Here is a 23,172-nt window from a genome sequence, read left to right as displayed (position 1 = left end):
TGTATCAGTCCGCAACGACGGGGAAAACCATCCTGACCGTCAGCCCCCGATTGTTTTCCCGTTCCGGATGGGTCGCGTCGAGTTCAAGGCGGCCATGGTGCATTTCCATGACCGCGCCGGCCAGCGAAAGGCCAAGGCCCGTGCCGGGCTTGGAGCGGCTGGCATCGAGCCGCACGAAACGCTTCACGACATCCTCGCGCTTGTCGTCGGGCACGCCCGGGCCGCTGTCGGCGACCGAGAGCACGACATCACCCTGCCGCCGCTCGAGGAAAATGCGGATCTCGGGCTCGCCGCCGCTGCCCTCGGCATATTTGATCGCATTGTCGATGAGATTGCCGAGCGCCTGGCCGACGAGCTCCCGATTGCCCTTGACCTCGATACCGTCGGCAATGTCCGTCACCAGCTTCAGGCCGCTGTCCTCGGCCACCGGCTCGTAGAGTTCCGCGCTGTCCTGGGCGATGCCGCTGATGTCGATCGCGCTCATCTCCGCCGGCGCCTGGCCCGCCTCGACGCGGGAAATCATCAAGAGCGCGTTGAAGGTGCGGATGAGCTGATCGGATTCCCCGATCATTTCCTCCAGCGCCGCGCGGTAGTCGGCCCGCTCGCCGCCGGCAAGCGCCGCCTCCGCCTTGTTGCGCAGCCGGGTCAGCGGCGTCTTCAGGTCGTGCGCGATGTTGTCGGAGACCTGCTTGAGGCCTTCGCCGAGTTTCTCGATACGGCCGAGCATGGTGTTGAGCGATTCCGACAGGCGGTCGAACTCGTCGCCCGAGCCGCTGGTCGGCAGCCGCTGAGAGAGGTCGCCCGCCATGATGCGCTGGCTCGCGCCGGACATGCGGTCCATGCGTTTCAGCGCATTGCGCCCGATCAGGTACCAGATGGCGAGCGCCCCGAAGCCCATGACGCCGAGCGCCACCATCAGCGCCTGGCGCACGAGATAGCGGAAATTCTCCGGCTCGCCGAGGTCGCGGCCGACGAGCACACGCAGGCCGTTGGAGAGCACGATGACCTGCGCATAGGCCATCGGCCGGTTGCTGCCGCGCGCCTCTTCCTGGTAACGCTGGTAGCGGAAGGGCGTCTCCGTCCAGCCCTCCGTGTCGAGCACGCCGGGCTGGAGCGAGGCGACGTTGCCAGCCAGAACCTCGCCCGTCGGGCTCGCTATGATATAGAGGTTGGCGCCCGGCTGGCGGGCCCGCCGCTCGAGCGTGCGCAACAGGCCGTTCATGCCGTTGCTGTCGAAGATACGCTCGATTTGCTCGACCTCCTGTGCCACCGCCTCGCGCATCTGCTGGCGCAGCAGCCGTTCCGACATGGAGGAGACGTAGAAGACGAGAAAGGCCGCACAGATGGCGAACAGCAGCAGATAGACCGCGGAAAGCCGGACCGCGGTCGTGCGATAAAGGGCGGTCAGCCTGCCGAGCAGTCGATGCATGGGGTCAGCCCGCCGCCTCGTCCTTCATCATGTATCCCGCGCCGCGCACGGTGCGCAGCAGCGGCTGGTCGAAGTCCTTCTCGATCTTCGAGCGCAACCGCGAGACATGGACGTCGATGACGTTGGTCTGCGGGTCGAAATGGTAGTCCCAGACATTTTCCAGCAGCATGGTGCGCGTTACGACCTGACCGGCATTCTTCATCAAATACTCGAGCAGGCGGAACTCGCGTGGCTGGAGCAGGATCTCCTTGCCGCCACGCTTGACCGTGTGGGACAGCCGGTCGAGTTCCAGATCGCCGACGCGGTAGACCATGTCCTGCTCCGGCGTACCCTTGCGGCGCCCAAGCACTTCCACACGGGCCAGGAGCTCGCTGAAGGCATAGGGTTTCGGCAGATAGTCGTCGCCGCCGGCACGCAGCCCCGTCACACGGTCGTCGACCTGGCCGAGTGCGGAGAGGATGAGCACGGGCGTATGGATGTTGCGGCGGCGCAGCTCCGAGATCAGCGACAGGCCGTCGCGGCGCGGCAGCATGCGGTCGATGACAAGGACGTCATAGCTGTTCTCGGTGGCGAGGAAGAGACCGCTTTCACCGTCGCTCGCGTGGTCGAGCACGATGCCCGCCTCGCGAAAGGCCTTCGAGAGATAGGCGGCCGCCTCCAGATCGTCTTCCACAATCAATATCTTCATCGTCAGGACCTTACAGCATGTTCGGCAGGACTTGGCCAGAGCGCCATCGTCCGGATACGGCAGCGCCGCGAAACCTTGCGATTTCGCGGCGCCGTCAAGCGGGATTGCGGAACCGCTCAGCCCTGGTCGATCGGCAGGGCCAGGAAGCGGCTGCCGTCATTGGTCTCGATCTGGAACAGCGCCTTGGAGCGGCCGTCCTTGCGGGCGCCATCGAGAACCTTCACCACGTCGTCGGCCGATTTTACCGGCTGGTTGTTGACCGAGGTGATGCGGTCGCCCTGCTTCAGGCCGCGGTCGCTGGCGTCGGAGTCCGGATCGACGGAGGAAACCGTCAGGCCCTTGTCGTCAGGGGTGACCGAAATGCCGAGATCGGCAAGCGCCTGCTCGGCAGCCGGGGCTTCCGGTTCGGCTTCCTCGGCGCCCGTCGCTGCCTGGATCTGTTCGCCGGCCAACGTTCCGATCTCGACCGGGATCGTCTCGGACTTGCCGTCACGCCAGACCGAAAGGTCGACCTTCTTGCCGGGCGCGATGTCGGCGACGCGGCGGGCAAGGTCACGCGGATCCTTGATCGGCTCGCCATCGAGCGCCGTGATCACGTCGCCCTTCTTGATACCGGCCTTGGCGCCGGGCGAATCGGCCTGCGGCTCCACGACCAGCGCACCGGCGGCGTCCGCAAGGCCGAGCGAGTCGGCAATGTCGCGGCTCACCGCCTGGATCTGCACGCCGAGCCAGCCGCGGTCGACCTTGCCGTCCTTCATCAGGTCGGCGACGACGCCCTTGGCGACGGATGCCGGAATGGCGAAGGCGATGCCGACATTGCCGCCCGACGGCGAGAAGATCGCGGTGTTGATGCCGACGACCTGGCCGTTGAGGTTGAAGGTCGGGCCACCTGAATTGCCGCGGTTCACGGCAGCATCCACCTGAAGGTAGTCGTCATAGGGGCCGGAGCCGATGTCGCGGCCGCGGGCCGAGATGATGCCGGCCGTCACCGTGCCGCCGAGGCCGAACGGATTGCCGACGGCAACGACCCAGTCGCCGACGCGGATCTGGCTGTCATCGGCGAAGCTCACATAGGTGAACTTGCGCTTGTCCTTCTCCTCGACCTTCAGCACGGCAAGGTCCGTACGGCTGTCCTTGCCGACGAGCTTGGCATTGAGCTCCGTGCCGTCGTTCATCACGACGGTGAAAGCGCTGCCGTCATTGACGACATGGTTGTTGGTGACGATGTAGCCGTCTTCGGAGATGAAGAAGCCGGAACCCTGCGAGGTCGGGCGCAGGTGTGGCTTGCGGTCACGGCCGCGACGGTCGCCGCGTTCTCCGAAGCGACGATCCGGCCCACGGTCGCCCTGGAACTGGTCGGGGCCGCCGAATTCACGGAAGAAACGCTTCAGCGGGTGATCGTCGGGAAGCTCGTCGAGGCCCCGGCCACCGAAGTTGAAGCTGAAATTGCTCTCGTCATTGGCCGGCTTGATGTCGGACTGGACGCGAACGGAAACGACGGCCGGCGAGACGGCCTCCACGACATCGGCGAAGCTCGCAACCTGCGGACCCTGCACCGACACGGCTTGTGCAAAACTCTCGGTGACGCGCGCGGGAATGCCGGTGGCAAGCATGACGGCCGCAAGCCCGGCGACGGTGGTCGTCCTCAGGACGGTCTTGAGACCCGGACGGAATGCGGAAATCTTGGACATTCTTTGCACCTTTTCTCTCACTTCATGGCTGCGTTTGGCAGCGGATGATCAAGAGATAGGCGCCTGCACATTACAGCACACTATCCGCCGCATGAATTTTTGGTAATGTTGGACAATTCCGGGCGCGGACGCCTATTCCCCCTTGAGGGCGCGTTCCAGTTCTGCTTTTTCCGCCTCGGAAAGCGGCGTCCCCGTCGGCTTTCCGCCGCGCTTGCGCACGAAGAGCACCATCGCTGCCGCGCCCGCGAGGAAGAGCACGATCGGCGCGCCCCACAGGAGCAGCGTCTCGCCGCGCAGCCGCGGGTTCAGCAGCACGAACTCGCCATAACGCGAGACGACATATTCGATCACCGCCTCGTCGCTGTCGCCGTTCTTCAGCCGCTCGCGTACGAGAAGCCTTAGGTCGCGGGCAAGCTCCGCATTGGAATCGTCGATCGACTGGTTCTGGCAGACCATGCAGCGCAGTTCGGCCGAAAGCGCCCGCGCGCGCGCCTCCAGCGCCGGATCGGCCAGCACCTCGTCCGGATTGACCGCAAAGGCGGGAGCCGCGGCAAGCAGGAAGGCCGAGGCGAGGAGCAGGCGGCGCATCATTCCGCCGCCTCCAGCACAGGCTTGACCTTGCGCACCTTCTGCGGCGCGCCGACGCGCAGTCGCCGGTCGCACAGGGAGACAATGCCACCCGCCATCATGATCAGCGTGCCGATCCAGATGCAGAGGATCATCGGCTTCCACCAGACGCGCACGACGATGCCGCCGTCGGCCATCGCATCGCCGAGCGAAACATAGAGCTGGCTGAGCCCGAAGGTGCGGATGCCCGCTTCCGTCGTCGGCATGCGGCGAGCGGTATAGAGCCGCTTGGACGACCAGACGTCGGTAACGACGACACCGCCGCGCGCCACCGTGAAATGGCCCGATTCCTCGGAATAGTTCGGCCCCTGCCCGCGGCGCATGCCGTCGAAGGTCAGCGTATAACCGCCAGCCTCGATCTGCATGCCGGGTTTCATCTCGACGACATGCTCCGTCTCGAAGGCCGTCACCGCGATGACGCCGACGACCGTCACGCCGACACCGATATGCGCGAGCGCCGTGCCGAAGGCCGAGCCCGGCAGGCCGATGAAGCGGCGGAAGGCGACATTGCGCGCCACCTTGCCGACGCCGGCGCGCAGCCACAGGTCGGTAATCGCACCGGCGATCATGTAAAAACCGATGGCAAGGCCGAAATAGGCAAGCACCGGCCCGCCGTTCTGGATGTAGAGGACCACCGCCGCGAGGACAAGGCCGATTCCCGCCGCCGCAAAGAGGCGCTGGCCGGCGGCGAACACGTCGCCCCGCTTCCAGGCAAGCAGCGGACCGAACGGCACCGCCAGCAACAGCGGCAGCATCAGGAGGCCGAAGGTGAGGTTGAAGAAGGGCGGGCCGACGGAGATTTTTTCGCCCGTCAGCGCCTCAAGCACCAGCGGATAGAGCGTGCCGGTCAGCACCGTCGCCGCCGCGGTCGTCAGGATCAGGTTGTTGAGAACGAGCGCGCCTTCGCGCGAGATCGGCGCGAAAAGTCCGCCGGCCTTCAGCGTCGCCGCCCGGAAGGCGAAGAGCGACAGCGCGCCCCCGATGAAGAAGACGAGGATGGCGAGGATGAAGACGCCGCGCGTCGGATCGGTCGCGAAGGCATGCACCGAGGTGAGCACACCGGATCGCACCAGGAAGGTGCCGAGCAGCGACATGGAGAAGGTGAGGATCGCCAGCAGCACCGTCCAGATCTTCAGCGCCTCGCGCTTTTCCATGACGAGCGCCGAATGCAGCAGCGCCGTGCCGGCGAGCCAGGGAATGAAGGAGGCGTTCTCCACCGGGTCCCAGAACCACCAGCCGCCCCAGCCGAGTTCGTAATAGGCCCAGTAGGAGCCCATCGCGATGCCGGCGGTGAGGAAGCTCCAGGCCGCCAGCGTCCACGGCCGCACCCAGCGCGCCCAGGCCGCGTCGATCCGCCCGTCGATCAACGCTGCGATGGCGAAGGAGAAGCTGACGGAGAAGCCGACGTAACCGAGATAGAGCAGCGGCGGGTGGATGGCGAGGCCGATATCCTGCAGCACCGGATTGAGGTCCTGCCCCTCGGCGGGCGCCGGCTGGAGCCGCAGGAACGGGTTGGAGGTAAGCAGGATGAACAGCGCGAAGGCGGTCGAGATGAGGCCCTGCACGGCCAGCACATTGGCGCGCAGTCGCTCCGGCAGATTGGCGCCGAAGGTGGCGACGAGCGCGCTGAAGAAGACCAGGATGAGGAGCCAGAGCAGCATCGAGCCCTCATGGTTCCCCCAGACCCCGGTGATCTTGTAGATCATCGGCTTCAGCGAGTGCGAATTCTCCCAGACATTGCCGACCGAGAAATCCGAGACGACATAGGCGAAGGTCAGCACCGAGAAGGAGAAGAGCACGAGGAGGAAGCCCGCCAGCGCCGCGGCGGGCGCCACGGCCATCAGCGCGCGGTCGTTGCGGATCGTGCCGACCAGCGGCAGGATCGACTGGACGATGACGGTCGCCAGCGCGAGGATCAGGGCATAGTGTCCAAGCTCGATGATCATTTGATCGTTTCCTTGCCGGAAAGTTCGACGCCCTGCGCCTTCAGGCGGTCCGCGACGTCCTTGGGCATGTAGGTCTCGTCATGCTTGGCGAGCACCGTGTCGGCGAGAAAGAGCCCGTCCGTACCGAAGGCGCCTTCCGCCACCACGCCCTGCCCCTCCCGGAAGAGGTCCGGCAGGATACCCGTATAGGTCACCGGCACCGTCGAGAGCGTATCCGTCACCGTAAAGGTGATGGTGGAGCCCTCGCCGCGCTTGACCGTGCCGGCCTCCACGAGCCCGCCAAGGCGGATGCGCGTTCCCGGCGGGACATTGGCCTTGGCGAGATCGCCGGGCACATAGAAGTAGGCGATGGACTGGCTGAAGGCGAACATGACGAGCAGCACCGCCGCCACCAGGAAGGCGATACCGCCGCTTATCACTGCCAGACGTTTCTGCTTGCGAGTCATGGTCCGCTGCCCTCAGCCGAAATCGATAGGTCCCGGGCAAGCGCCAGAAGCTCTTTGCCGTTGTCGCTGTCGGCCGGGAAGGTCTTCAGCGCCGTCTGTAACGCGGCTTCGGCCTTCGGCCTTTGATCCAGCACAACATAGGAACGGATGATGCGCGTCCATCCTTCGATATTATCAGGGTTCTCCTGAAGTTTCGCCGCAAGGCTCTCCACCATGCCGGCGATCATCTGCTGGCGGTCGCCCGCCGACAGATCCTGCGCCGCCGCCACGTCGTCGGCGGTCGGATTGCCGAGGGTGCCGGCAACCACCCCGCCCTCTCCCCCGGCAAGCCCGGCTATATGCCGGTTGACGAGCGGCAGCCAGGGCGCATCGGCCGGCGCTTCCTTCACCATTGCCTCGAAGGCGGCGCGCGCCTCGGCGCGCTTGCCCTCCTGCTCCAGCGCCAGCGCCAGATAATATTCGGCACGCGGATTGTCCGCCTTCAGCGCCAGCGACTGCTCCAGCCGGGCACGCGCCTCGGCGGTCACGATGCCGTTCGACTGGGCGATCAGCGTTTCCGCATAGCCGTCCAGCCGTTCCGGCGTCGGCCCGAGCAGGCGGATCGCCTGGGAGAAGGCATTTGCCGCATCCTCCACCCGGCCGCTGCGATAGTAGATCGGCGCCAGAAGATCCCAGCCCGCGCCGTCGTCCGGATTGCGCGCCAGGTGGTTCTCCGCCTTGGCGATCAGGACGGAAATGTCGTTGCCGGGATTGGCAAGGCGCTCTGCGAGCGGCTGGGCCGGAAGATCCGGCCGGCCGGTCGCGATGTAAAGACAGAGCCCGATGGCGGGCAGAAGGAGGATCACGAAAGCCTGCGCCAGCCGGTTTCTGCGCTCGGCGGGGCTTGCCCTGCCCTTCGCCTCGGCCTTGCTGGCGGCGATCAGCCGGCGCGCGACCTCCGCGCGGGCAAGCTCGGCCTCGGTCGCGCCGATAAGCCCGGTCGCCTCGTCGCGCCTCAGTTCTTCAAGCTGGTCGCGATAGACCTCGACGTCATGGCCGGCATCGTCCGCGGCCACCACGGGGCGGCGCAGCAAGGGGAGAAGGAGGACGGCGGCCACGGCGGCCGTCATGATGGCGACGAGAATCCAGAAAAACATGACCGTTCAAATACTGGAACGCGCGAACGTTTCCAATTCCCCAGGGAACGATGACGTGAATTTGAGGCGTTTCGCCGCAACCGTCGAACGATCAGGCTTGCGTTTACGCATTTCCAGCCGAAGCGGCGCCGATCAGGGCGAAAGGCCTCGCATCCTTCCGGCAACGGGAGGCCGCCGGAAACAGGAGGCTATGACAGCGGCGCCCAGGCCCCGTCCGCATTGCGGCAGGCCGCGCCGCGTGTCGCGGTGTCCCGGCCCTCTACGGTCACCGTATGGCTGTACTGCCGGCAGTTCTGCGAGCCGACCTGATAGGGCGCAGCCGCGACCACCGATCCGCCGACGCCCTTGCCCTGCCAGACGACGGGCTGGCCGCCGGGCGCCGCTTCCAGCGCGCGGTATTCGGCTTCCAGCGCCCGCTGCATATCCGCCTTGGAGAGCTGGGCGCCACCGGCATTGCGGCTGACGAGCCCACCCTGCAGCGCCGTGATGTAAACACCCGCACCGGCTGCAACAGGCTTACCACCGGTGCCGGCCGCGCCGCCCGATGTGGTCGTGCATCCCGAAACCGTCGCTGTTGCCAGAAGGAAGGGGAAAAAGGCGCCGCGCAAACCCGTCTTCATCCGCTGGGACCGTCTCTCTTCATGAGAGAGCGCCTTCACCCGCCGGCGAAAACGCTCTAGCTTTCCGTTTCCACGCAAATGCGGTTGCAAAACCGCCGCGCGCTCCTGTTGGCCTGGTCCCGGAAGCGACACGCCCTCCCGGCACTTCGTCCACGTCGCGATCCTCATATTCGCGAGCCCCTCCCTTGTTGCATTGTCCGCCGCCTCAGGCAACATCCTTTGTGACGGCCGGCAGCACGAGCCGCGCCAGCAACCCGCCGCGCGGTCCGCGCGAAAGCCCGAAGGTTCCCTGGTACTCCGAGGCGATCTCGCTGACGATGGAGAGGCCGAGCCCGGTGCCCGGCTTGCTCTCGTCGAGCCGCTTGCCGCGTTTCATCGCCTCGCGAATCTCGTCCGGCTCCAGCCCCGGCCCGTCGTCCTCCACCTCGATGACGATCCAGTTCTTGCGCGCATCGTCGTTGCCGCGCACCTCGGCAGGCGCCATGGAGGCGCGCACGGCCACCGTCGTGCGGGCGTACCGCGCGGCATTCTCCAGGAGGTTGCCGACGGTTTCCTCGACATCCTGCTGTTCCATCGCCAGAACCAGCCCGGGCGGGTCGACGGTCAGCGGAAACTGCCGCTCGGCATTGAGCCGCCGCATCACGCGCACCAGCCGCTCCAGAACGGCCTGCGTCTCGGTGCGTGCCAGCACGGATTCGCGCTGGGCGGCGATGCGGGCGCGGTTGAGATAGGATTGCACCTGGCTCTGCATGGCTTCGGCCTGCGTGCGGACGAGATCGCCCTGCGGGGCGGCGAGCAGCCGCGCTTCATTGAGGAGAACCGCAATCGGCGTCTTCAGGGAGTGCGCAAGGTTGCCGACCTGCATGCGCGCCCGCTCGACGATGCGCCGGTTGCTGTCGATCAGCGCATTCACCTCGCTCGCGAGCGGCAGGATCTCCCGCGGGAAATCGCCGTCGAGCTGCTCGCTCTCCCCCGCGCGGATCTTCTCCAGCGCCTTGCGCGCCCGGTCGAGCGGCTTCAGGCCGATAAGGATCGCCGCCGCGTTGAGAAGCAGGCTGCCCACGCCGAAGCCGGCCAGCGCCAGATAGAGGCTCCCGGAGAAGTCATCGATATCGCCCTCCAGCACATCGCGGTTGCCGATGACGCGGAAGCGCGCCGTGCGCCCCTCATCGTCGAGCACCACTTCCGTCTCGCCCACCTCCACCTCGTTACCGAAGGAGTCGATGGTCGTGTAGAAGCGCTCGTAGCGCGTATCGAAGGGGATGCTGTCGGTATCGGGAATGGGGATGCTCCCCGTTCCGAGCGAGGAAGAGGTCAGCGTCTCGCTCGCCAATGCCCCGCCGATCGGCTCGACCACCCAGTACCAGCCCGATTGCGGCTGGAAGAAGCGCAGGTCCCCGAGCTGCGGCGTGCCGGTCAGCCGCGTCTCCTCGTCCGCCGAAACGGAATTGATGACGTTGTAGAGCTGCGCGCGCAAAAGATCACGAAAACTCTTCTCCGCGCTCTGGCGGTAGAGCGTCGAGATGACGACGGCGATGACGATGAGCGCGACCGCTGCCCAGAGCGAGGCGAGAAGAAGAACGCGGAAAGTGAGCGAGCGGGAGCGCCTGGCCTTATTTGCCATTGGCGGGGGCTTGCATCCGGTAGCCGAGGCCGCGCACAGTCTCGATCAGGTCGACGCCGATCTTCTTGCGCAGGCGCCCGACGAAAACCTCGATCGTATTGGAATCACGGTCGAAATCCTGATCGTACATGTGCTCGACCAGTTCCGTGCGCGATACCACCTCGCCCATATGGTGCATGAGGTAGGAAAGCAGCCGGTATTCATGCGAGGTCAGCTTCAGCGTCTCGCCATTGACGGTTGCCTTGGAGCCCTTCGTGTCGAGCCGCACCGGCCCGCAGACGATGTCAGGGCTCGCATGGCCCGCCGCACGGCGGATCAGCGCGCGGATGCGGGCCAGCACCTCCTCGACATGGAAGGGCTTGGCGACATAGTCGTCCGCACCGGCATCGATGCCGGCCACCTTGTCGCTCCAGCGGTCGCGGGCGGTGAGGATAAGGACAGGCATCGTCTTGCCGTCGGCACGCCACTTTTCAAGAACGGTGATCCCGTCCATTTCCGGCAGGCCGATATCGAGGATGATGGCATCATAGGGTTCAGTATCGCCGAGATAGTGGCCTTCCTCGCCATCGAAGGCCTGGTCCACCACATAGCCTGATTCCTTCAAGGCCTCGCTGAGCTGCCGGCTCAGGTTGACATCGTCCTCGACCACCAGGATGCGCATTCGCCCTCTTTCCTATCTCACTCATTCCATCACGAAGGCCGAAGGCCTTACATCGGCACGCGCACGGTCACCTTGCGCGGCCGGGCATTGCCCTTGCCGGGCACGAGCACCGTCACCACGCAGGTATCGCCCTTCGGCTGCGCCGAGAGCAGTTCGCCCCCCGTCTGGGAAACCACCTGCGCAGCCGCGTCGCTGCAATCGCCGGCGACCTCGACGACGCCCCGTGCAGTGCCCGTCTCGACGGGACCCGGGAGGATCATGCTGGCCGCAAGGGCGGTTATGAGAAGTGGCGAGGCCATGAATGTACTTTCGGGTGTGGATCAGTGTGATGCAAGCAATAAACGATCCACGCTGAATGGCAAATGAATGCCTTGTGGATCGTCAAGCCGCCTCACCGCACGCGCCGGCGCGCCAAAATCCGCCCGTAGAGCGCCACAAGCCCGCCCAGCGTGCCCACCGCCGCCACGAGGAGATCGGCCAGTTCCCCCTCGTCCCCGGCCGTCACCTCGACACCCGCCGCATTGGCAAGCGAAGCGAGGATCGCGACCAGCGCCCCCCAGACGGTGCGCGACTGATACCAGGCTTTCGCGTCGTCATTCATCGGAGTTCCTTTCCGTCAAAGGGTGATCGTCGCGCGTGCCGGCAGGCCGAGCGGGATGGCCCGGCCGAGCTGGCGCACGCGGATGGAGAGCGCCGCCTGCGGCGCCCCGAAATCGGCAAGCTCCTGGACAACGGGATAGGTGAAGACCGGCGCGGGGGTCTCGACGCTGCGCACCGCTGTCTCGCCCGAGAGGATATCGAGACGGTAGGCCTCCACCGGCTCGTCGAGCGGGATCTCGGCAGCCAGCCAGCTGTCCGAATCGATCCGCCCGCGCCGGATCCACGAGAGGCGCACGGCACCGTCGAGGTTCCGCTGGCCGCGCAGATGCACCGGCGCCAGGGGCGTCAGCGCCCGCTCCCCGCCGGCAAAGACGAACGGTCCCGCCTGCCCCGGCGTCATGCCGACAGGCTCGACCAGCCAGTTCGATGGCCGCCCCACCTCCTCCACGTCGAGGCCGAGCGGCACGACGGCATCGTCCAGCACCACCGCCCGCGCGCCCGCTGCATGGCCGGACGCCATGGCGTCCTCCGTGCCATTGAGGGCACGCAGCAGCCCGGTGAGCCGCCACCGCCCCGGCGCGATCTCGCTCGCCCCGGCAAAGCCGATGATTTCCCAGGCCCCGTTGCCGGCCCTGATCGCAAGCCGGTTGGCACCGTTCAGCATGGCAAGCGTCTCGACCGCGGAAAGCCCGCCGGAGGGCAGGTCGAGCACGACCGCCCGCCCCGGATCGAACCGCCCGACGACGCCCGCCGCCAGCGGTGCGACCAACGTGCCGATCCGCGCCGGCCGGTCCAGCCGCACGCGGCTGCGGTAGCCCTCGCTGCCTCCGGAACTCGACACGATCATCGATCGCCACGGCTGCGCATAGGCTGCGACACGCGCAAAGTCCTGCGCCCCGCCCGACCCGAGGACCGGCAGATCGAGAAAAACGACGTCCGGCGCGAAGCCATCGCTCGGCCCCGGTCCCGCGCCGCCGACCGCCCGCCCGCGGCCGTCCAGCAGCAATGGCGCCGGGCTTTCCCCGGCCGCGATCGCCCGCGCCTCCACCTCACGCACCAGCCCGTCGGTGATGCCGGTGACGAGGAAGCGCCCTTCCGGCCCGTCGGCCAGCCGCACGATGTCGCCCGGCGTCACGCCCATCGCCGTCGGCGGCAGGCGGAAGGTGAGCCGCCGCTGCCCGGCCCGCTGGTCGCGGAGCGCCGCCTCGACGCTTGCCGCGGCCGCCCCCGCATGCAGCACCGCCGGCAGCGCCAGCCGCAACACGCGATCGTTCTCCCCCGCCATGCGGCGCGAGCGCGCCGTCACACGCGCATAGGTGCCCGAATCGTCGAAATGATCGAGGATCGCCTCGCCCGCAAAATCGCTGAGATGCCCGCGGCTCTCCTCGAACAGCGCCTCCTCCGGCCGTTCGGCAAGCACGCTGATCTGCGCCGGTGGCAATGCAGATTTCAGCCGCGAGCGGAAGACAAGCCTGCCGTTCGCCTCCAGCGCATCGATCTGGAACGCCTCCATCAGCGGCTCGATCAGGGCGCGCGCCGAGGTCTGGTCGGCCTGTACGAAACCGGAAAGATCCCCCGCGACGCCCGAGACGTCGAAATCGTGAAAACCGTGATCCTTCAGGATGGCCGCGATCACATCCGCCACCGTCCCGGCCCCGAGCCGCGCGTTCAGCCAGTGCCCGCGCTGCCAGTTGAGCCCGTCCGACCAGAGCGCCGTGTCCTCGGGAAAGGCCGGATAGGGCCGCGCATCCCAGGTCCAGACGAAGACATGGCCCGGATCGACCATGCCCGCCTCCGGCCCGCCGCCCTGCCACCAGCCGTGATGCACATCGAGAAAGCGCCGCTGAATGCTGTCATTGCGCGCGCCACCGGAATGATAGGGCAGCGCGTTTTCCGAACTCTTCGGATCGACGAAAACGTTCGGCTGGTTCGGCCCCTTGTCGACCGCCGGGCAGCCGAGTTCGGTGAACCAGATCGGCTTGGAACGCGGCACCCAGGCCGTGTGGCCAGAGAGTTCCGCTCCGCCCGGTCCCCGCTCGTAGTGGCGGTTGCCCCACCAGCTCTCGAGGTCCTTGTAGCGGAACACCCAGGGCTTTCCCGCCATGCCGTCGGTGATAAGCACACGCTCGCGCGCCACCCGCGCCGCCGCGTCGGGGTAATACCAGTCGAAACCTTCCCCGCCCGCGATCATGGCGCGCATGGCTGCCATGTCCTCGCAGTGGCGGAACCCGTCCGGATTGCCGGCCAGCGTGTCGGCATTCTGCCAGTCGGACAGCGGCATGTAGTTGTCGATGCCGACGGCATCGATCGCCGGGGACGCCCAGAGCGGGTCGAGATGGTAGCGCACCTCGCCGCTGCCGTCCGGCGGCTGGTAGCCGAAATATTCGCTCCAGTCCGCGCCGTAGGTGATCTTCGTACCCGGCCGGAGGATCGCCCGCACGTCGCCCGCAAGTGTGCCAAGCGCGTCGACGAAGGGAAAGGCCCCGCTCCCGTCGCGCAGCCATGTCAGCCCGCGCATTTCCGAGCCGATCAGGAACCCGTCCACCCCGCCGGCGGCCTCCGCCAGCAGCGCATAGTGCAGGATCAGCCGCCGGAACCCCTCGTCGCCGGTCGGCCCGGTGATCGTCTCGCCGGAAACGGCAAAACTCCCCGCCCCGGCCGCGCCGACGAATGCGTTCACCTGGTCGCGCGCCAAAACTGTCCCGTCGGCCGATGGCGGATGGCAGGTGACGCGCCCGCGCCAGGGATAGGGCGCCTGCCGCGCGCCGCCATAGGGATCCGGCAGCGTGTTGTCGATCGGCACGTCCATCATCAGGAACGGGTAGAGATAGACCTCGATCCCCCGCGCCTTCAGGTCGCGGATGGCCGCAATCACGCTCGCATCCGAGGGCGTGCCGCCATAGGCCGGCCGACCCTCGACCCGGCTCACCACATAGGCGTCTTCGCGTGCGATGCCGGAAACCGTCCATGGCTTGCTCTCCTCCTGCCGGGCGGATACCTCCACCCCCGGCAGGATGCGGCACTGGCCGGCCCGAAGGTCCGTGCCGAACCAGGCAACCACCAGACCGACCCGTTCGAGGCCGGGGCACAGCGCCTGCAACTCGTCGATCGAGGCCACCCAGTCCGTCGCCGCCACCAGCGTGTTGCGGTTCATGTTGCGCGCCTTGCCGGCCGCGATCTTCTCCGTCACCAGTTGCGGGTCGTAGCCGTGTTCGCTCGAACCCGGAATGAGCGTCACCGCCCGCACCTTGCCCTCCAGCGAGCCGACCGGCCTCAGTACCTCGAACTGCAGGATGGGGATACGGTTGCCGAACGTGTCGAGCGGCAGCCGCTCGAAGACGACATAGGCAAGTCCGCGATAGGCCGGCGCATTGCCCGTTCCCTGCTTGGCGAGAATCAGCGGATCGGGCGCCTGGTCGGCGGTGCCGCGATGGACGCGCATCTCGATGCCTGTCAGGTCGATCTCCCGCCCATCCGCGAAGACGCGCCTTATGCCGGCGATCGGCCCCTCGCACACGCCGACGGCGAAATTGGCGAAGTAGCTGAAGGTCTCGACCCGCGGCCCGCTCGCCTTGCCGCCCGCGCGCTCGACGGAGACGTCCTCCTCGAAGCGCGTCGCCCAGATCAGCGTGCCGCCGACACGCGCCGTGCCGTAGACGCGGCTCATCGCCGTGCCTTCCTCGGCCCCCGGAACGCGCCCGTCGTTCAGCCGCGCGCCCGGGATCTTCGTCATGCCGCCCAACAGCGAGCGGTCGACCGCCGAGCCCGCCAGTGCCCCGACAGCCCGGCCCAGCATGGCGCCGAACGGCCCGAAGAGGCCGCCGAGCGTCGCGCCCGCGGCCTGGAAGAGAAGTGTCGCCATGGATCAGGAAATCTCCGGAAAACGGAAGACGCCGGCGATCCGCCGCCGCCATGCGGGCACGAGCGGCGATTCGATCACCGCCGCCTGCTCATAGGCATGGATGAAATGCGCGTCGGGCGCCGCGATGCCGGCATGTTTGGCCGCCACCCCCGCCCGCCAGCGAAAGATCAGGATATCGCCCGGCCGCAGCGCCGCCGCAGGCAGCGCCGCCCCGCAGTGCCGTGCCGCCGCTTCCAGCAACCGCTCCACGCCCGCCCGCTCCGCCCAGTCCGCGGCATAGGCGCCTGGCATTTCCGGCTCCGCCCCGTAAAGCTCCCGCCAGACCCCGCGTACCAGCCCGAGGCAATCGCAACCGACCCCCTTCAGCGCGCCCTGATGCCGGTAGGGCGTGCCGATGAAGCTGCGGGCGATGGTGACGACGCGCGCGCCGGTATCCTGCCCCTGCCCCTCATCCGGCCTGCCGGCCACCTTCTCCCCGTTCAAGGGGAGAAGGGATTTGCCGCCACGGTTTCCCGCATGACATTGCCGCGGTGGAAGGAGGCGGTTCGGCATGTCCCCTTCTCCCCGTTCACGGGGAGAAGGATGAGGGGCACCCCGCAGCATCTCACGCATAGAGCGGCCTTCCGTCATGCACCGTCTCGCCATCGGCATAGCCATAGGTGAAATCACTACCCGGCATGTGCGGAAAACCGCGAAAATTCAGCACGTTGGAGAATTTCGCCTTGCAGGTGGCAAAGCGCTTGTCGCATCCCGCCGTCACCTGCATCGCGTCGCCCGCGACCACCCCGGCCGGCACCGGCAACCAGAAGGTCAGTTCGTCACCGCCCGAAACCTTGCGCTGGTCCTCGATATCCGCCGTCAGCCCCGCCGCAGCGCCGCTCGTGAAGGTGAGCACGCCGTAGCGGAAGAACCGCTCGGCAAAGCCGGACAGCCCGCTCACCCGCAGCCGCATGTCGTCGAGCACCGCGCCCACTGTCGCCGTCGCCCGGAAGGCCGGCGCCGCCACGTTCACACCGCACCGGCCGTCACCCAGCACCGCGTCGCAGCGATGCCCGTAGATGCGCCCGCGCACCTGGTCCAGCCGGTGCGTCAGCCGCCGCAGCTCCGCACGAAAAAGCCCGCCCTCGCGCCGCACCTCGCCGAGTTCGGCGGTACGCAACAGCAGCCTTTGGGCCGGGTCCTGCCAGTTGACCATATAGACCTCGACCTTCGCCCCGTCATAACGTCCCGCCGAAAGGTCCTCGGCGCGGATCGCCTCCGCCGAAAAGCCGCCCGAGAGATCGCCGCCCTCGGCCGAAAGCCCGTTGCCGTCCTCCGCCTCGCTCGCCTCGAAGCCGCTTGCAGCGAGATAGGAAAGCCCGCCGAAGGAGAGGTCGCGGTCATGATCGGTAAAGCCCATCACCACGCCGTCGCGCCGCGTCACCCGCCAGGCATGACAAAGCGTCGTCGCCTCACCGTCGAGATGCGCCTGCAACCCGTCCGGGATCGTCCTCATGGCCTTATCTCCACCAGCGGAATCGACGGGATGCGCCCCGCGTCGAACTGCGCGAGGTCGATATCGATGCGGTCCGTGTCGAAACGCACCGGCACGTCGAACGCGTAGCCGGCCCGGATGGCGCCCGAGGCCGGAATCTTGCCCGGCTTGAAGGTGACGACACCCGTCGCGTGGTTCACCGTATAGTCCGCCGCCGGCCGCAGGCTGCCCGCCACGGAGACGACCACCGTGCCCATGACCGGCTTGTCGATGGTCCGCACCGTCTCCCCGCCGGCATCCGCATAGCGCTTGACGAGCTGGAAGGCCGCCGTCGTGCCGTCCCCCGTGCCGATCTGCTGGTCCATGGCGCTCACCGTCCCGCCCGGCGCACAGGATTTGTGGTCCACCGGGTCATGGAAGCGGAAACCGTTGAACTGTCCCGCCCGTGCCTCGAAGAAGGCGAGCACCGCATAGAGATCCGCGACCGAGCGCACGCCCGAACCCGCATCATAACGCCGCCGCGCGTCGTGCCAGCGGCGGTTGCGGTTCTCCCGCCCGTTGGAAAGGCTGACGATATCCGTCCGCCGCACCGGCCCGCCGCTGGTGCCGAGCGCGACACGCAGCGGAAACCGCACCTCATGAAACCCCGCCATGCCTTCTCTCCGTAAATTCCCTAGCCCCTCGCCCTCACAAACTGCGCTGCCCGCGCCCCACGGCGCGTGTCAGCATGGCCGAGATCTGCCCCTCGGATTTGCGGAAACTCGCCGCATCCTGCGCCGTCACGTTGAAGACGATGCGCGCCCCGCCGCCATCGCTGGCGACGCCCAGCGCCCCGTCCGGCCCGCGCTTCAAGGGCAGGATCGCCTCCGCCCCCGCCTCGCCCATCAGTCCGAGCCCGCCGCCCGTTCCGAAATAGGTCGGCGAGGCGACGACCCCACCCTTGGCGAAGGGCGTGGCGCCGCCGAGCAGCCCGGAAAGACCCGACGACAAAAACCCTTCCAGCGGCTTCAGCCCCACCGAAAGCGCAATGTCGCTCATGCGCAGCGCCAACCCGCGCAGCACGCCCTCCAGCCCCTTGCCGTCGACGACCGCACCCTTCAGCGCATTGGTCAGCGCCGAGCCGAAGGAGCGTGAACGCGCCTCCAGATCGTCGAAGACCGCCGAAAGCTGTCCGGCATCGTCCAGCGTGCCGGAAAGAGGTCTGTCATCCGCATCCGCCATGGTTCACTCCTTGTGGTCGGGAAAGGCGCGCATCAGCGCGGCAAGCGCATTGCGTCCGGGCGCCGACGGCACAGGCCGCAGCACACCGAGCGCGAAGGCCAGCTCGCGCGGCGTCATCGCCCAGAAATCCTTTGCAGAAAGCCGCATCCGGCAGAGCCCAGCATGGAGCACCGCCTCCCAGGGAAAGGCCGCCCTCTCGCCGTTCAGCCCGGATGCGGCCCCGGAGGGTTTTCCGGCCGCGCCTCCACGCCCGGCCCGAATGTCGCCTGCAGCAGTTCCGCCGCGATGCGCGCAAAACCGGAGAGCCCGTCCGCCACCGCCATCGCGGAAACCTCCTCGTCAGAATAGAGATTGCCCCCACCCCGCAGCCCCGCGCCAAGAATGCGGATGAGATCGTCGGCCTTCAGCCGCCCGGAGGAGAAGCGTTCCGCCAGCCCCGTCAGGCTGTCGGCCGCGAAGGCCGTCTCCAGCTCCGCCAGCGCGCCGAGCGTCAGGCACAGCACGCGCCGCTCGCCGTCGAAGGCAGCCTCGATCTCGCCGCGGTGCCGGTTCGCCCGCGCGCCCATCAGAGCGCCCCGAAGGTGAGGAGCCCGGCCGATTCCAGCGCGATCTCGAAGACCACCTCGCCGTCATGCGCGCCGGAATAGTCCAGCGCGGCGATCTGGAACGGCCCCGCGACCGTGCCGAAATCCGGGATCACGATCTGCCAGGCGACGATCGTGCCGGCAAAGAACAGCGCGCGCACCAGAGCGTCCGAAGCCTGGTCCTTGAAGATACCGGCTCCGGACAGGGCCGCGCGCTGCACGCCCGCCCCACCCAGCAGTTCGCGCCAGCGCCCCGCCGATTCCGCATCCGTCACATCGACAAGCTGCGCATTGAACGACAGCCGCTTCGAGCGCAGCCCCGCAACGGTGACGAAACCCGCCCCGTTGTCGATCTTGATGAGGAGCTCGCGCCCCTTCTGTGCCACCATGGTAAGGTCCTTTCCGAAAATGAGGTGTCAGGCATGCGGCTCCGTCACCGCCCGGAAGCGCATTTCCGCGCGGTGGAAGCGGGACTTGCCGTCACGGCGCAGCCGCGTATCGCGGTGGAAGAGCAGGACGAGATGGTGCCCGGCGATGACCAGCGCCGCGTCGTCGAGCGCCGCGCGCACCGCCGCGGCAATCGCCTGCGCCTGCCGGTGCCCCGCCGCCTCGGACCAGGCCTCCAGCGTCACGATATGTTCCTCGCCCGCCTCGCTCGCCGTCGAATGGTCGGTGCTGTCGATGCCCGCGATGACAAGGAGCGGCGTCGCCGGCCCGTCGGGCCTGCGGTCGGTGATGCCGTTCGCCCCGACCAGCGCCGTCAGCGCCGCATCGCCGGAGAGCCTGGCGAAGATCGCCCTCTGCAGGGCCGATGCCGCGCTCATGGCCGGATCTCCTCGCAGTCGCAGAGCATGTAACGCCCCGTCTCGTCCGGATCGCGGAACGCATGGATGGCGAAGATCCGCGCCCCCTTCCGCAGCCGCATGCCGCCGGCAAGGTCGCCCCGGTGCCGCAGCCAGATGCGGTGCGTCACCGTCACCGGCAGCGTGCCCGCCGCCTCGTCCGCCCGTGCCGCCACCGGCTCGATCGCCGCCCAGAGCGTCGCCAGCGCCGCAAAGCCGCGTTCGGCGCCGCCCTGCCCGTCCGGCGTCTCGACCGGCCCCTCCAGCGTCAGCCGCGCCGAGAGCGCGCCGGGATCGATGATCCTTACCTTCGCCATCACAGCCTCCGCAGCCGGTAGGGCGCCACCAGCCGGTCGTAACCCGCCGGCACCGTGCCCGGCTGGTCCACCGGCGAAAGCACGCCGCGCAGCTCGAACATCGCCGCCACATGCATGAGCAGCGCCCGCTTCAGCCCGTCCGGTACGTTCGCGCCGCTTTCGCCAAAGCCGGCGGTGAAATCGATCTCGATGCCGTTGAGCGCGCGGTCCGTATCCGGGCGCGCCGGCAGTAGCAGCCGCGCCGGGCGCGCCGCGCCGTCGAGCCGGTAGCCGGTCACATCGGCAGCGACCGGCAGCCCGGTCGCATCATAAACCGTCACCATCTCAATGGTTTGCACCGGCCCTCTGGCAATCTGAATCACCCGCGTCTCGGGCCAGTCGTCGAGATAGAGCCGCAAGGGTCGCGCAATCAGGCAAAGCCCCGTCGTGGCCTCCAGATATTCGCGTGCCGCGCGGATCAGCGTGGATACGAGCGCATCCTCGTCGGCCGCGTCGAGGCGCAGATGCGCCTTCGCCTCGGCCAGCGTCACCGGCTCCACGGCCGGCGGCAGCAGTTCGGCAATGGTCATGATCGTCCTTCGCGATGGAGAAAGGGATGCGGGCGCGGCCGGGAGGAAACCGCGCCCGCCGGCACCGGCAGCAGGAAACGCCCGCCGGTGCGAGAAAGAGGAAAACAGTGCGGCACCGCCCTTCGCCCCGCCTGCGGGGAGAAGGTGCCGGCAGGCGGATAAGGGGCGGCCGCACCGCGGCATCGGTTCGTGCGATCGCCCCTCACCCCGACCCTCTCCCGCAAGCGAGGAGAGAGGAGAACGTCAGCTCGCCGCGAACTTCACCAGCTTGATCGCCTCGAAATTCTGCACCCCGCCGCCGACGCGCTTGGTCGTGTAGAACAGCACATAGGGCTTGGCCAAGTAGGGATCGCGCAGCACGCGCACACCGGTGCGGTCGACGACGAGGTAACCGGCGCGGAAGTCGCCGAAGGCGATGGAGAGGCTGTCGGCCGCGATGTCAGGCATATCCTCGGCCTCGGCGATAGCAAAGCCGAGCAGCGAGGCCGCCTGCCCCGCCGAAGCCGGCGGACGCCAGAGATAGTTGCCGTCCGCATCCTTGAACTTGCGGATCTGGCCCTGCGTCTTGCGGTTCATTACGAAGGTGCCGTTCTGCCGGTGCCCCGCCTTCAGCGAATAGACCGTGTCGAACAGCGTGTCGGAGGGATTCGAGGCCTTGAAGGCCCCGGCCGCGCCCGTCGCGATATAGCCGATATTGCCCCAGCTCCAGCCCGCGTCGGCGACAGCCGTGTAGCCGAGGAACCCCTTCGGCTTGTTGGTGCCGTCGCCGGAAACGAAGGCGGTGCCCTCCTGCTCGGCGAAGACCATGTCGATCTCCGAGGCGATCCACCCCTCGACGTCCACCGCCGCATCGTCGAGCAGCCCGGCGGTCGCCGCCGGCATGGCGTAGAGCTCCATGGTCGGGAAGGAGAGTTCGGCAAGCTGCGCATTGCCCGTCTGCGGCCGCGCGGCGGTTTCCGCCACCCAGCCCGCCGCCATGCCGCCCGTCGCGAACGGCTTCTTCAGTACCGTGCCGGAGACCTGGCGCACGGTCGCGAGCGACCGGACCGGCGAGACGGCGGAAAGCCGGCGGCCGATCTCCGTGTCGGTCTCCGGTGGCACGAGATACCCGCCGTCCGCCGCCGAGCCGACCGACATGGCCTTGCCCTCCAGCGCCCTGAGCGCGCTCTCGTCGCCGCGCCGCATATAGGCGGAAAAGGCCGCCTTGTGCTCGCTCACCTCCAGGCTGCCCTCGCCGCCGAGCGCCGGGCGCGCCTTCTTCAGCGCCAGCTGGTCGATGACACGCTTGTGCTCGTCCATCGCGCGGTTGATGCGATCCACCTTGTCGCGCGTCACCACGTCGGCGGTCAGTTTCTGCTCGATCTCGCCGAGCCGGCGGTCGTTCGTCGCCTTGAAGGCCTCGAACGCCTCCATGAAGTCGTCGAAGGCGGCGGTCATCGTATCCGGCACGGCCTTGATTTCCGGCGCGGTCTTCTGGGTCTCCATGCTGTCTTCCTTTCGGGTTGGAATTTCCAGCCGACGCGAAACCGCTTCGGCGTCGGACACTGCGGTAAAACAAACGCCTAGCGTTTCATCATCCGGGCCGCCCGGCGCATGATGCGCACCAGCTCGGTCTCCCGGTCGCGGAACCACCGCGCATTCTTCACGTTCGACACCCGCGCCGAGGGCAGCATGGGAAAGGTGACGATCGAGATCTCCCAGAGGTCAGCCTCCAGGATGCGGCGCACCCCGCTCGCCCGGTCGGTCTTCGAGCGCACGGTCTGGAAACCGATGGAAAGCCCGTCGAGCGCGCCCGACTTCATGAGGTTCAGCACCTCGCGGGCCCGCGCCACGCCGGGCGAAAGCACGCCCTCGACATAGAGCCCGCGGCCGTCCTCGCGGATCGTCCGCCAGCGCCCGAGCGGTTCGGCCGGGTCGTGCTGGAACAGCATGCGCACGCCCGATGGTCCGCGCTTTTCCAGCGAACGGGCAAAGGCACCCGGCGCGATCGCATCCTTGCTCAGGTCCACCTCGCCGAAGAGGCTCGCATAGCCGGAAAACACCCCGTCGCCGGAAACGCCGGCAAGCGTCAGATCGGCATATTTCTTCGTCCGCCAGACCGGCAGGTCGTCGGTGATCATGGTCGTCTCCGATGATGTGAAGGGGGGCGAATGGCGAATTGGGAACAGCGCGCGGGAAAATGAATTCCCGGCCCACACCGACCTCCATTCGCTATTCCAAATTCCCTACTCGCTGTTCGCGGCTCGCTAACGCCGGATCCGCTCCGCCAGCCGCGCCAGCACGCCCAGCCCCCACCAGGCCGAAAGGCTGGCCGCCGCCGAGCCGGTCAGCAGCACCTCCACCGGCCCGAGATAGCCGGCAATGCCGAGCCGCACAGCGATCCACAGCCCGGTGGGCCCGCCGAAGACGAGGCCGCAGGCAAGCCCGGTGAAGAACCGGCACGCCGCCTCACGGCGGCTCTTGGGCAGGAGATAGATGAGCGAAACGGCCGCGCCCGCGGACGCGCCGATCAGCCGGGCCGTCCAAAGCCCGCCGTCGTTTCCGAAGTCAGCCATTGTTAAGCCTTTCAGATTATTATCGAAATCCGAGCCATCAGACCGCGAGCGGCAAAAACCGTCGGCTTTCCGCAAAGGAAGGCCGGGCCGATCGGCGAGTCTTTTGAATCCCTTGCCGCGCTTTGCTGGAAAACCGATTCAAGGTTTTCACAAGGCGGGTGCGGCACTCCGCAAAGTGATTCACATGCGCAGTGCAACCAATTAATTTTCCTGGAGAAAGCAGCAATCCCGGCCCCTCACCAACCCTCTCCCCGCAAGCGGGGAGAGGGGACTTGCCTCA

General features: G+C 67.5%; 26 protein-coding genes. All 26 read right to left on the bottom strand.

Features of this window, described 5'->3' with window-relative positions:
- Positions 1–4 precede the first annotated feature (4 nt).
- Positions 5–1,429 carry an ATP-binding protein gene (locus K0P03_RS05035; RefSeq protein WP_050743565.1) on the bottom strand — a complete coding sequence of 475 codons (1,425 nt, stop codon included), beginning with the start codon at positions 1,427–1,429 and terminating at the stop codon, positions 5–7.
- A 4-nt stretch (positions 1,430–1,433) separates the two neighbouring features.
- Positions 1,434–2,117 carry a response regulator transcription factor gene (locus K0P03_RS05030; RefSeq protein ID WP_023514088.1) on the bottom strand — a complete coding sequence of 228 codons (684 nt, stop codon included), beginning with the start codon at positions 2,115–2,117 and terminating at the stop codon, positions 1,434–1,436.
- Positions 2,118–2,233: 116 nt separating this feature from the next.
- Positions 2,234–3,808 (bottom strand): Do family serine endopeptidase, encoded by a 1,575-nt coding sequence (locus K0P03_RS05025; protein WP_272789061.1) that lies wholly within the window; start codon positions 3,806–3,808, stop codon positions 2,234–2,236.
- A 132-nt stretch (positions 3,809–3,940) separates the two neighbouring features.
- Positions 3,941–4,399 carry a cytochrome c-type biogenesis protein gene (locus K0P03_RS05020; protein ID WP_272789060.1) on the bottom strand — a complete coding sequence of 153 codons (459 nt, stop codon included), beginning with the start codon at positions 4,397–4,399 and terminating at the stop codon, positions 3,941–3,943.
- Positions 4,396–6,381, bottom strand: coding sequence for a heme lyase CcmF/NrfE family subunit (locus tag K0P03_RS05015; protein WP_272789059.1), 1,986 nt, complete (start codon positions 6,379–6,381; stop codon positions 4,396–4,398). The genes K0P03_RS05020 and K0P03_RS05015 overlap by 4 nt, the downstream gene beginning before the upstream one ends.
- Entirely contained in the window at positions 6,378–6,827 is a 450-nt protein-coding gene (gene ccmE, locus K0P03_RS05010; protein WP_272789058.1) for a cytochrome c maturation protein CcmE, read from the bottom strand. The genes K0P03_RS05015 and ccmE overlap by 4 nt, the downstream gene beginning before the upstream one ends.
- Positions 6,824–7,963, bottom strand: a complete 1,140-nt coding sequence (gene ccmI / locus K0P03_RS05005; RefSeq protein WP_272789057.1) for a c-type cytochrome biogenesis protein CcmI — start codon at positions 7,961–7,963, stop codon at positions 6,824–6,826. Before ccmI ends, ccmE begins: the two co-directional genes overlap by 4 nt.
- 188 nt (positions 7,964–8,151) lie before the next feature.
- A complete protein-coding gene (locus tag K0P03_RS05000; protein WP_023514094.1) occupies positions 8,152–8,583 on the bottom strand; it encodes a putative outer-membrane lipoprotein in 432 nt (143 codons plus the stop codon).
- Between the two features lie 205 nt (positions 8,584–8,788).
- Positions 8,789–10,207, bottom strand: coding sequence for an ATP-binding protein (locus K0P03_RS04995; RefSeq protein WP_023514095.1), 1,419 nt, complete (start codon positions 10,205–10,207; stop codon positions 8,789–8,791).
- Positions 10,197–10,868 (bottom strand): response regulator transcription factor, encoded by a 672-nt coding sequence (locus tag K0P03_RS04990; RefSeq protein WP_023514096.1) that lies wholly within the window; start codon positions 10,866–10,868, stop codon positions 10,197–10,199. Before K0P03_RS04990 ends, K0P03_RS04995 begins: the two co-directional genes overlap by 11 nt.
- A gap of 47 nt (positions 10,869–10,915) precedes the next feature.
- Positions 10,916–11,167, bottom strand: coding sequence for a hypothetical protein (locus K0P03_RS04985; protein ID WP_023514097.1), 252 nt, complete (start codon positions 11,165–11,167; stop codon positions 10,916–10,918).
- 92 nt (positions 11,168–11,259) lie between these two features.
- Positions 11,260–11,469: a hypothetical protein gene (locus tag K0P03_RS04980; protein WP_023514098.1), complete on the bottom strand. Its 210-nt coding sequence runs from the start codon at positions 11,467–11,469 to the stop codon at positions 11,260–11,262.
- 15 nt (positions 11,470–11,484) lie between these two features.
- Positions 11,485–15,330, bottom strand: coding sequence for a baseplate multidomain protein megatron (locus K0P03_RS04975; protein ID WP_272789056.1), 3,846 nt, complete (start codon positions 15,328–15,330; stop codon positions 11,485–11,487).
- A 3-nt stretch (positions 15,331–15,333) separates the two neighbouring features.
- Positions 15,334–15,741, bottom strand: a complete 408-nt coding sequence (locus K0P03_RS04970) for an NlpC/P60 family protein (RefSeq protein WP_443020571.1) — start codon at positions 15,739–15,741, stop codon at positions 15,334–15,336.
- A 193-nt stretch (positions 15,742–15,934) separates the two neighbouring features.
- Entirely contained in the window at positions 15,935–16,825 is an 891-nt protein-coding gene (locus tag K0P03_RS04965) for a DUF2163 domain-containing protein (RefSeq protein ID WP_272789055.1), read from the bottom strand.
- A complete protein-coding gene (locus K0P03_RS04960) occupies positions 16,822–17,457 on the bottom strand; it encodes a DUF2460 domain-containing protein (RefSeq protein ID WP_130514820.1) in 636 nt (211 codons plus the stop codon). The genes K0P03_RS04965 and K0P03_RS04960 overlap by 4 nt, the downstream gene beginning before the upstream one ends.
- 34 nt (positions 17,458–17,491) lie before the next feature.
- Positions 17,492–18,025, bottom strand: a complete 534-nt coding sequence (locus tag K0P03_RS04955; RefSeq protein ID WP_130514818.1) for a phage tail tape measure protein — start codon at positions 18,023–18,025, stop codon at positions 17,492–17,494.
- 3 nt (positions 18,026–18,028) lie between these two features.
- On the bottom strand, positions 18,029–18,232 hold the full coding sequence (locus K0P03_RS04950; protein ID WP_037407745.1) for a rcc01693 family protein: 204 nt from the start codon (positions 18,230–18,232) through the stop codon (positions 18,029–18,031).
- Positions 18,229–18,591, bottom strand: coding sequence for a gene transfer agent family protein (locus K0P03_RS04945; RefSeq protein ID WP_272789054.1), 363 nt, complete (start codon positions 18,589–18,591; stop codon positions 18,229–18,231). Before K0P03_RS04945 ends, K0P03_RS04950 begins: the two co-directional genes overlap by 4 nt.
- Positions 18,591–18,998 (bottom strand): phage major tail protein, TP901-1 family, encoded by a 408-nt coding sequence (locus tag K0P03_RS04940; protein WP_023517496.1) that lies wholly within the window; start codon positions 18,996–18,998, stop codon positions 18,591–18,593. Before K0P03_RS04940 ends, K0P03_RS04945 begins: the two co-directional genes overlap by 1 nt.
- A 27-nt stretch (positions 18,999–19,025) precedes the next feature.
- Positions 19,026–19,433 (bottom strand): DUF3168 domain-containing protein, encoded by a 408-nt coding sequence (locus K0P03_RS04935; RefSeq protein ID WP_130514812.1) that lies wholly within the window; start codon positions 19,431–19,433, stop codon positions 19,026–19,028.
- Positions 19,430–19,768: a phage head closure protein gene (locus tag K0P03_RS04930; RefSeq protein WP_024270723.1), complete on the bottom strand. Its 339-nt coding sequence runs from the start codon at positions 19,766–19,768 to the stop codon at positions 19,430–19,432. The genes K0P03_RS04935 and K0P03_RS04930 overlap by 4 nt, the downstream gene beginning before the upstream one ends.
- Positions 19,768–20,337, bottom strand: coding sequence for a head-tail connector protein (locus K0P03_RS04925; protein WP_272789053.1), 570 nt, complete (start codon positions 20,335–20,337; stop codon positions 19,768–19,770). The genes K0P03_RS04930 and K0P03_RS04925 overlap by 1 nt, the downstream gene beginning before the upstream one ends.
- Positions 20,338–20,580: 243 nt before the next feature.
- A complete protein-coding gene (locus tag K0P03_RS04920) occupies positions 20,581–21,822 on the bottom strand; it encodes a phage major capsid protein (protein ID WP_272789052.1) in 1,242 nt (413 codons plus the stop codon).
- A 77-nt stretch (positions 21,823–21,899) separates the two neighbouring features.
- Complete coding sequence (locus K0P03_RS04915; protein ID WP_023517458.1) at positions 21,900–22,457, bottom strand: HK97 family phage prohead protease; 558 nt, start codon at positions 22,455–22,457, stop codon at positions 21,900–21,902.
- Positions 22,458–22,583: 126 nt separating this feature from the next.
- Entirely contained in the window at positions 22,584–22,892 is a 309-nt protein-coding gene (locus K0P03_RS04910) for a DUF6107 family protein (RefSeq protein ID WP_130514803.1), read from the bottom strand.
- Positions 22,893–23,172: the final 280 nt, after the last annotated feature.

The organism is Shinella sp. HY16 (assembly GCF_028534175.1).
Lineage (GTDB): Bacteria > Pseudomonadota > Alphaproteobacteria > Rhizobiales > Rhizobiaceae > Shinella.
Note: the sequence above shows the minus strand (reverse complement) of the source record. Positions and strands in the feature narration are given on the sequence as shown.

Excerpts from the sequence above, each read along its gene's own strand:
- K0P03_RS05035 (WP_050743565.1), bottom strand. The coding sequence starts at position 1,429 with ATGCATCGACTGCTCGGCAGGCTGACCGCCCTTTATCGCACGACCGCG.
- K0P03_RS05030 (WP_023514088.1), bottom strand. The coding sequence starts at position 2,117 with ATGAAGATATTGATTGTGGAAGACGATCTGGAGGCGGCCGCCTATCTC.
- K0P03_RS05025 (WP_272789061.1), bottom strand. The coding sequence starts at position 3,808 with ATGTCCAAGATTTCCGCATTCCGTCCGGGTCTCAAGACCGTCCTGAGG.
- K0P03_RS05020 (WP_272789060.1), bottom strand. The coding sequence starts at position 4,399 with ATGATGCGCCGCCTGCTCCTCGCCTCGGCCTTCCTGCTTGCCGCGGCT.
- K0P03_RS05015 (WP_272789059.1), bottom strand. The coding sequence starts at position 6,381 with ATGATCATCGAGCTTGGACACTATGCCCTGATCCTCGCGCTGGCGACC.
- ccmE (WP_272789058.1), bottom strand. The coding sequence starts at position 6,827 with ATGACTCGCAAGCAGAAACGTCTGGCAGTGATAAGCGGCGGTATCGCC.
- ccmI (WP_272789057.1), bottom strand. The coding sequence starts at position 7,963 with ATGTTTTTCTGGATTCTCGTCGCCATCATGACGGCCGCCGTGGCCGCC.
- K0P03_RS05000 (WP_023514094.1), bottom strand. The coding sequence starts at position 8,583 with ATGAAGACGGGTTTGCGCGGCGCCTTTTTCCCCTTCCTTCTGGCAACA.
- K0P03_RS04995 (WP_023514095.1), bottom strand. The coding sequence starts at position 10,207 with ATGGCAAATAAGGCCAGGCGCTCCCGCTCGCTCACTTTCCGCGTTCTT.
- K0P03_RS04990 (WP_023514096.1), bottom strand. The coding sequence starts at position 10,868 with ATGCGCATCCTGGTGGTCGAGGACGATGTCAACCTGAGCCGGCAGCTC.
- K0P03_RS04985 (WP_023514097.1), bottom strand. The coding sequence starts at position 11,167 with ATGGCCTCGCCACTTCTCATAACCGCCCTTGCGGCCAGCATGATCCTC.
- K0P03_RS04980 (WP_023514098.1), bottom strand. The coding sequence starts at position 11,469 with ATGAATGACGACGCGAAAGCCTGGTATCAGTCGCGCACCGTCTGGGGG.
- K0P03_RS04975 (WP_272789056.1), bottom strand. The coding sequence starts at position 15,330 with ATGGCGACACTTCTCTTCCAGGCCGCGGGCGCGACGCTCGGCGGCCTC.
- K0P03_RS04965 (WP_272789055.1), bottom strand. The coding sequence starts at position 16,825 with ATGAGGACGATCCCGGACGGGTTGCAGGCGCATCTCGACGGTGAGGCG.
- K0P03_RS04960 (WP_130514820.1), bottom strand. The coding sequence starts at position 17,457 with ATGGCGGGGTTTCATGAGGTGCGGTTTCCGCTGCGTGTCGCGCTCGGC.
- K0P03_RS04955 (WP_130514818.1), bottom strand. The coding sequence starts at position 18,025 with ATGGCGGATGCGGATGACAGACCTCTTTCCGGCACGCTGGACGATGCC.
- K0P03_RS04945 (WP_272789054.1), bottom strand. The coding sequence starts at position 18,591 with ATGGGCGCGCGGGCGAACCGGCACCGCGGCGAGATCGAGGCTGCCTTC.
- K0P03_RS04940 (WP_023517496.1), bottom strand. The coding sequence starts at position 18,998 with ATGGTGGCACAGAAGGGGCGCGAGCTCCTCATCAAGATCGACAACGGG.
- K0P03_RS04935 (WP_130514812.1), bottom strand. The coding sequence starts at position 19,433 with ATGAGCGCGGCATCGGCCCTGCAGAGGGCGATCTTCGCCAGGCTCTCC.
- K0P03_RS04930 (WP_024270723.1), bottom strand. The coding sequence starts at position 19,768 with ATGGCGAAGGTAAGGATCATCGATCCCGGCGCGCTCTCGGCGCGGCTG.
- K0P03_RS04925 (WP_272789053.1), bottom strand. The coding sequence starts at position 20,337 with ATGACCATTGCCGAACTGCTGCCGCCGGCCGTGGAGCCGGTGACGCTG.
- K0P03_RS04920 (WP_272789052.1), bottom strand. The coding sequence starts at position 21,822 with ATGGAGACCCAGAAGACCGCGCCGGAAATCAAGGCCGTGCCGGATACG.
- K0P03_RS04915 (WP_023517458.1), bottom strand. The coding sequence starts at position 22,457 with ATGATCACCGACGACCTGCCGGTCTGGCGGACGAAGAAATATGCCGAT.
- K0P03_RS04910 (WP_130514803.1), bottom strand. The coding sequence starts at position 22,892 with ATGGCTGACTTCGGAAACGACGGCGGGCTTTGGACGGCCCGGCTGATC.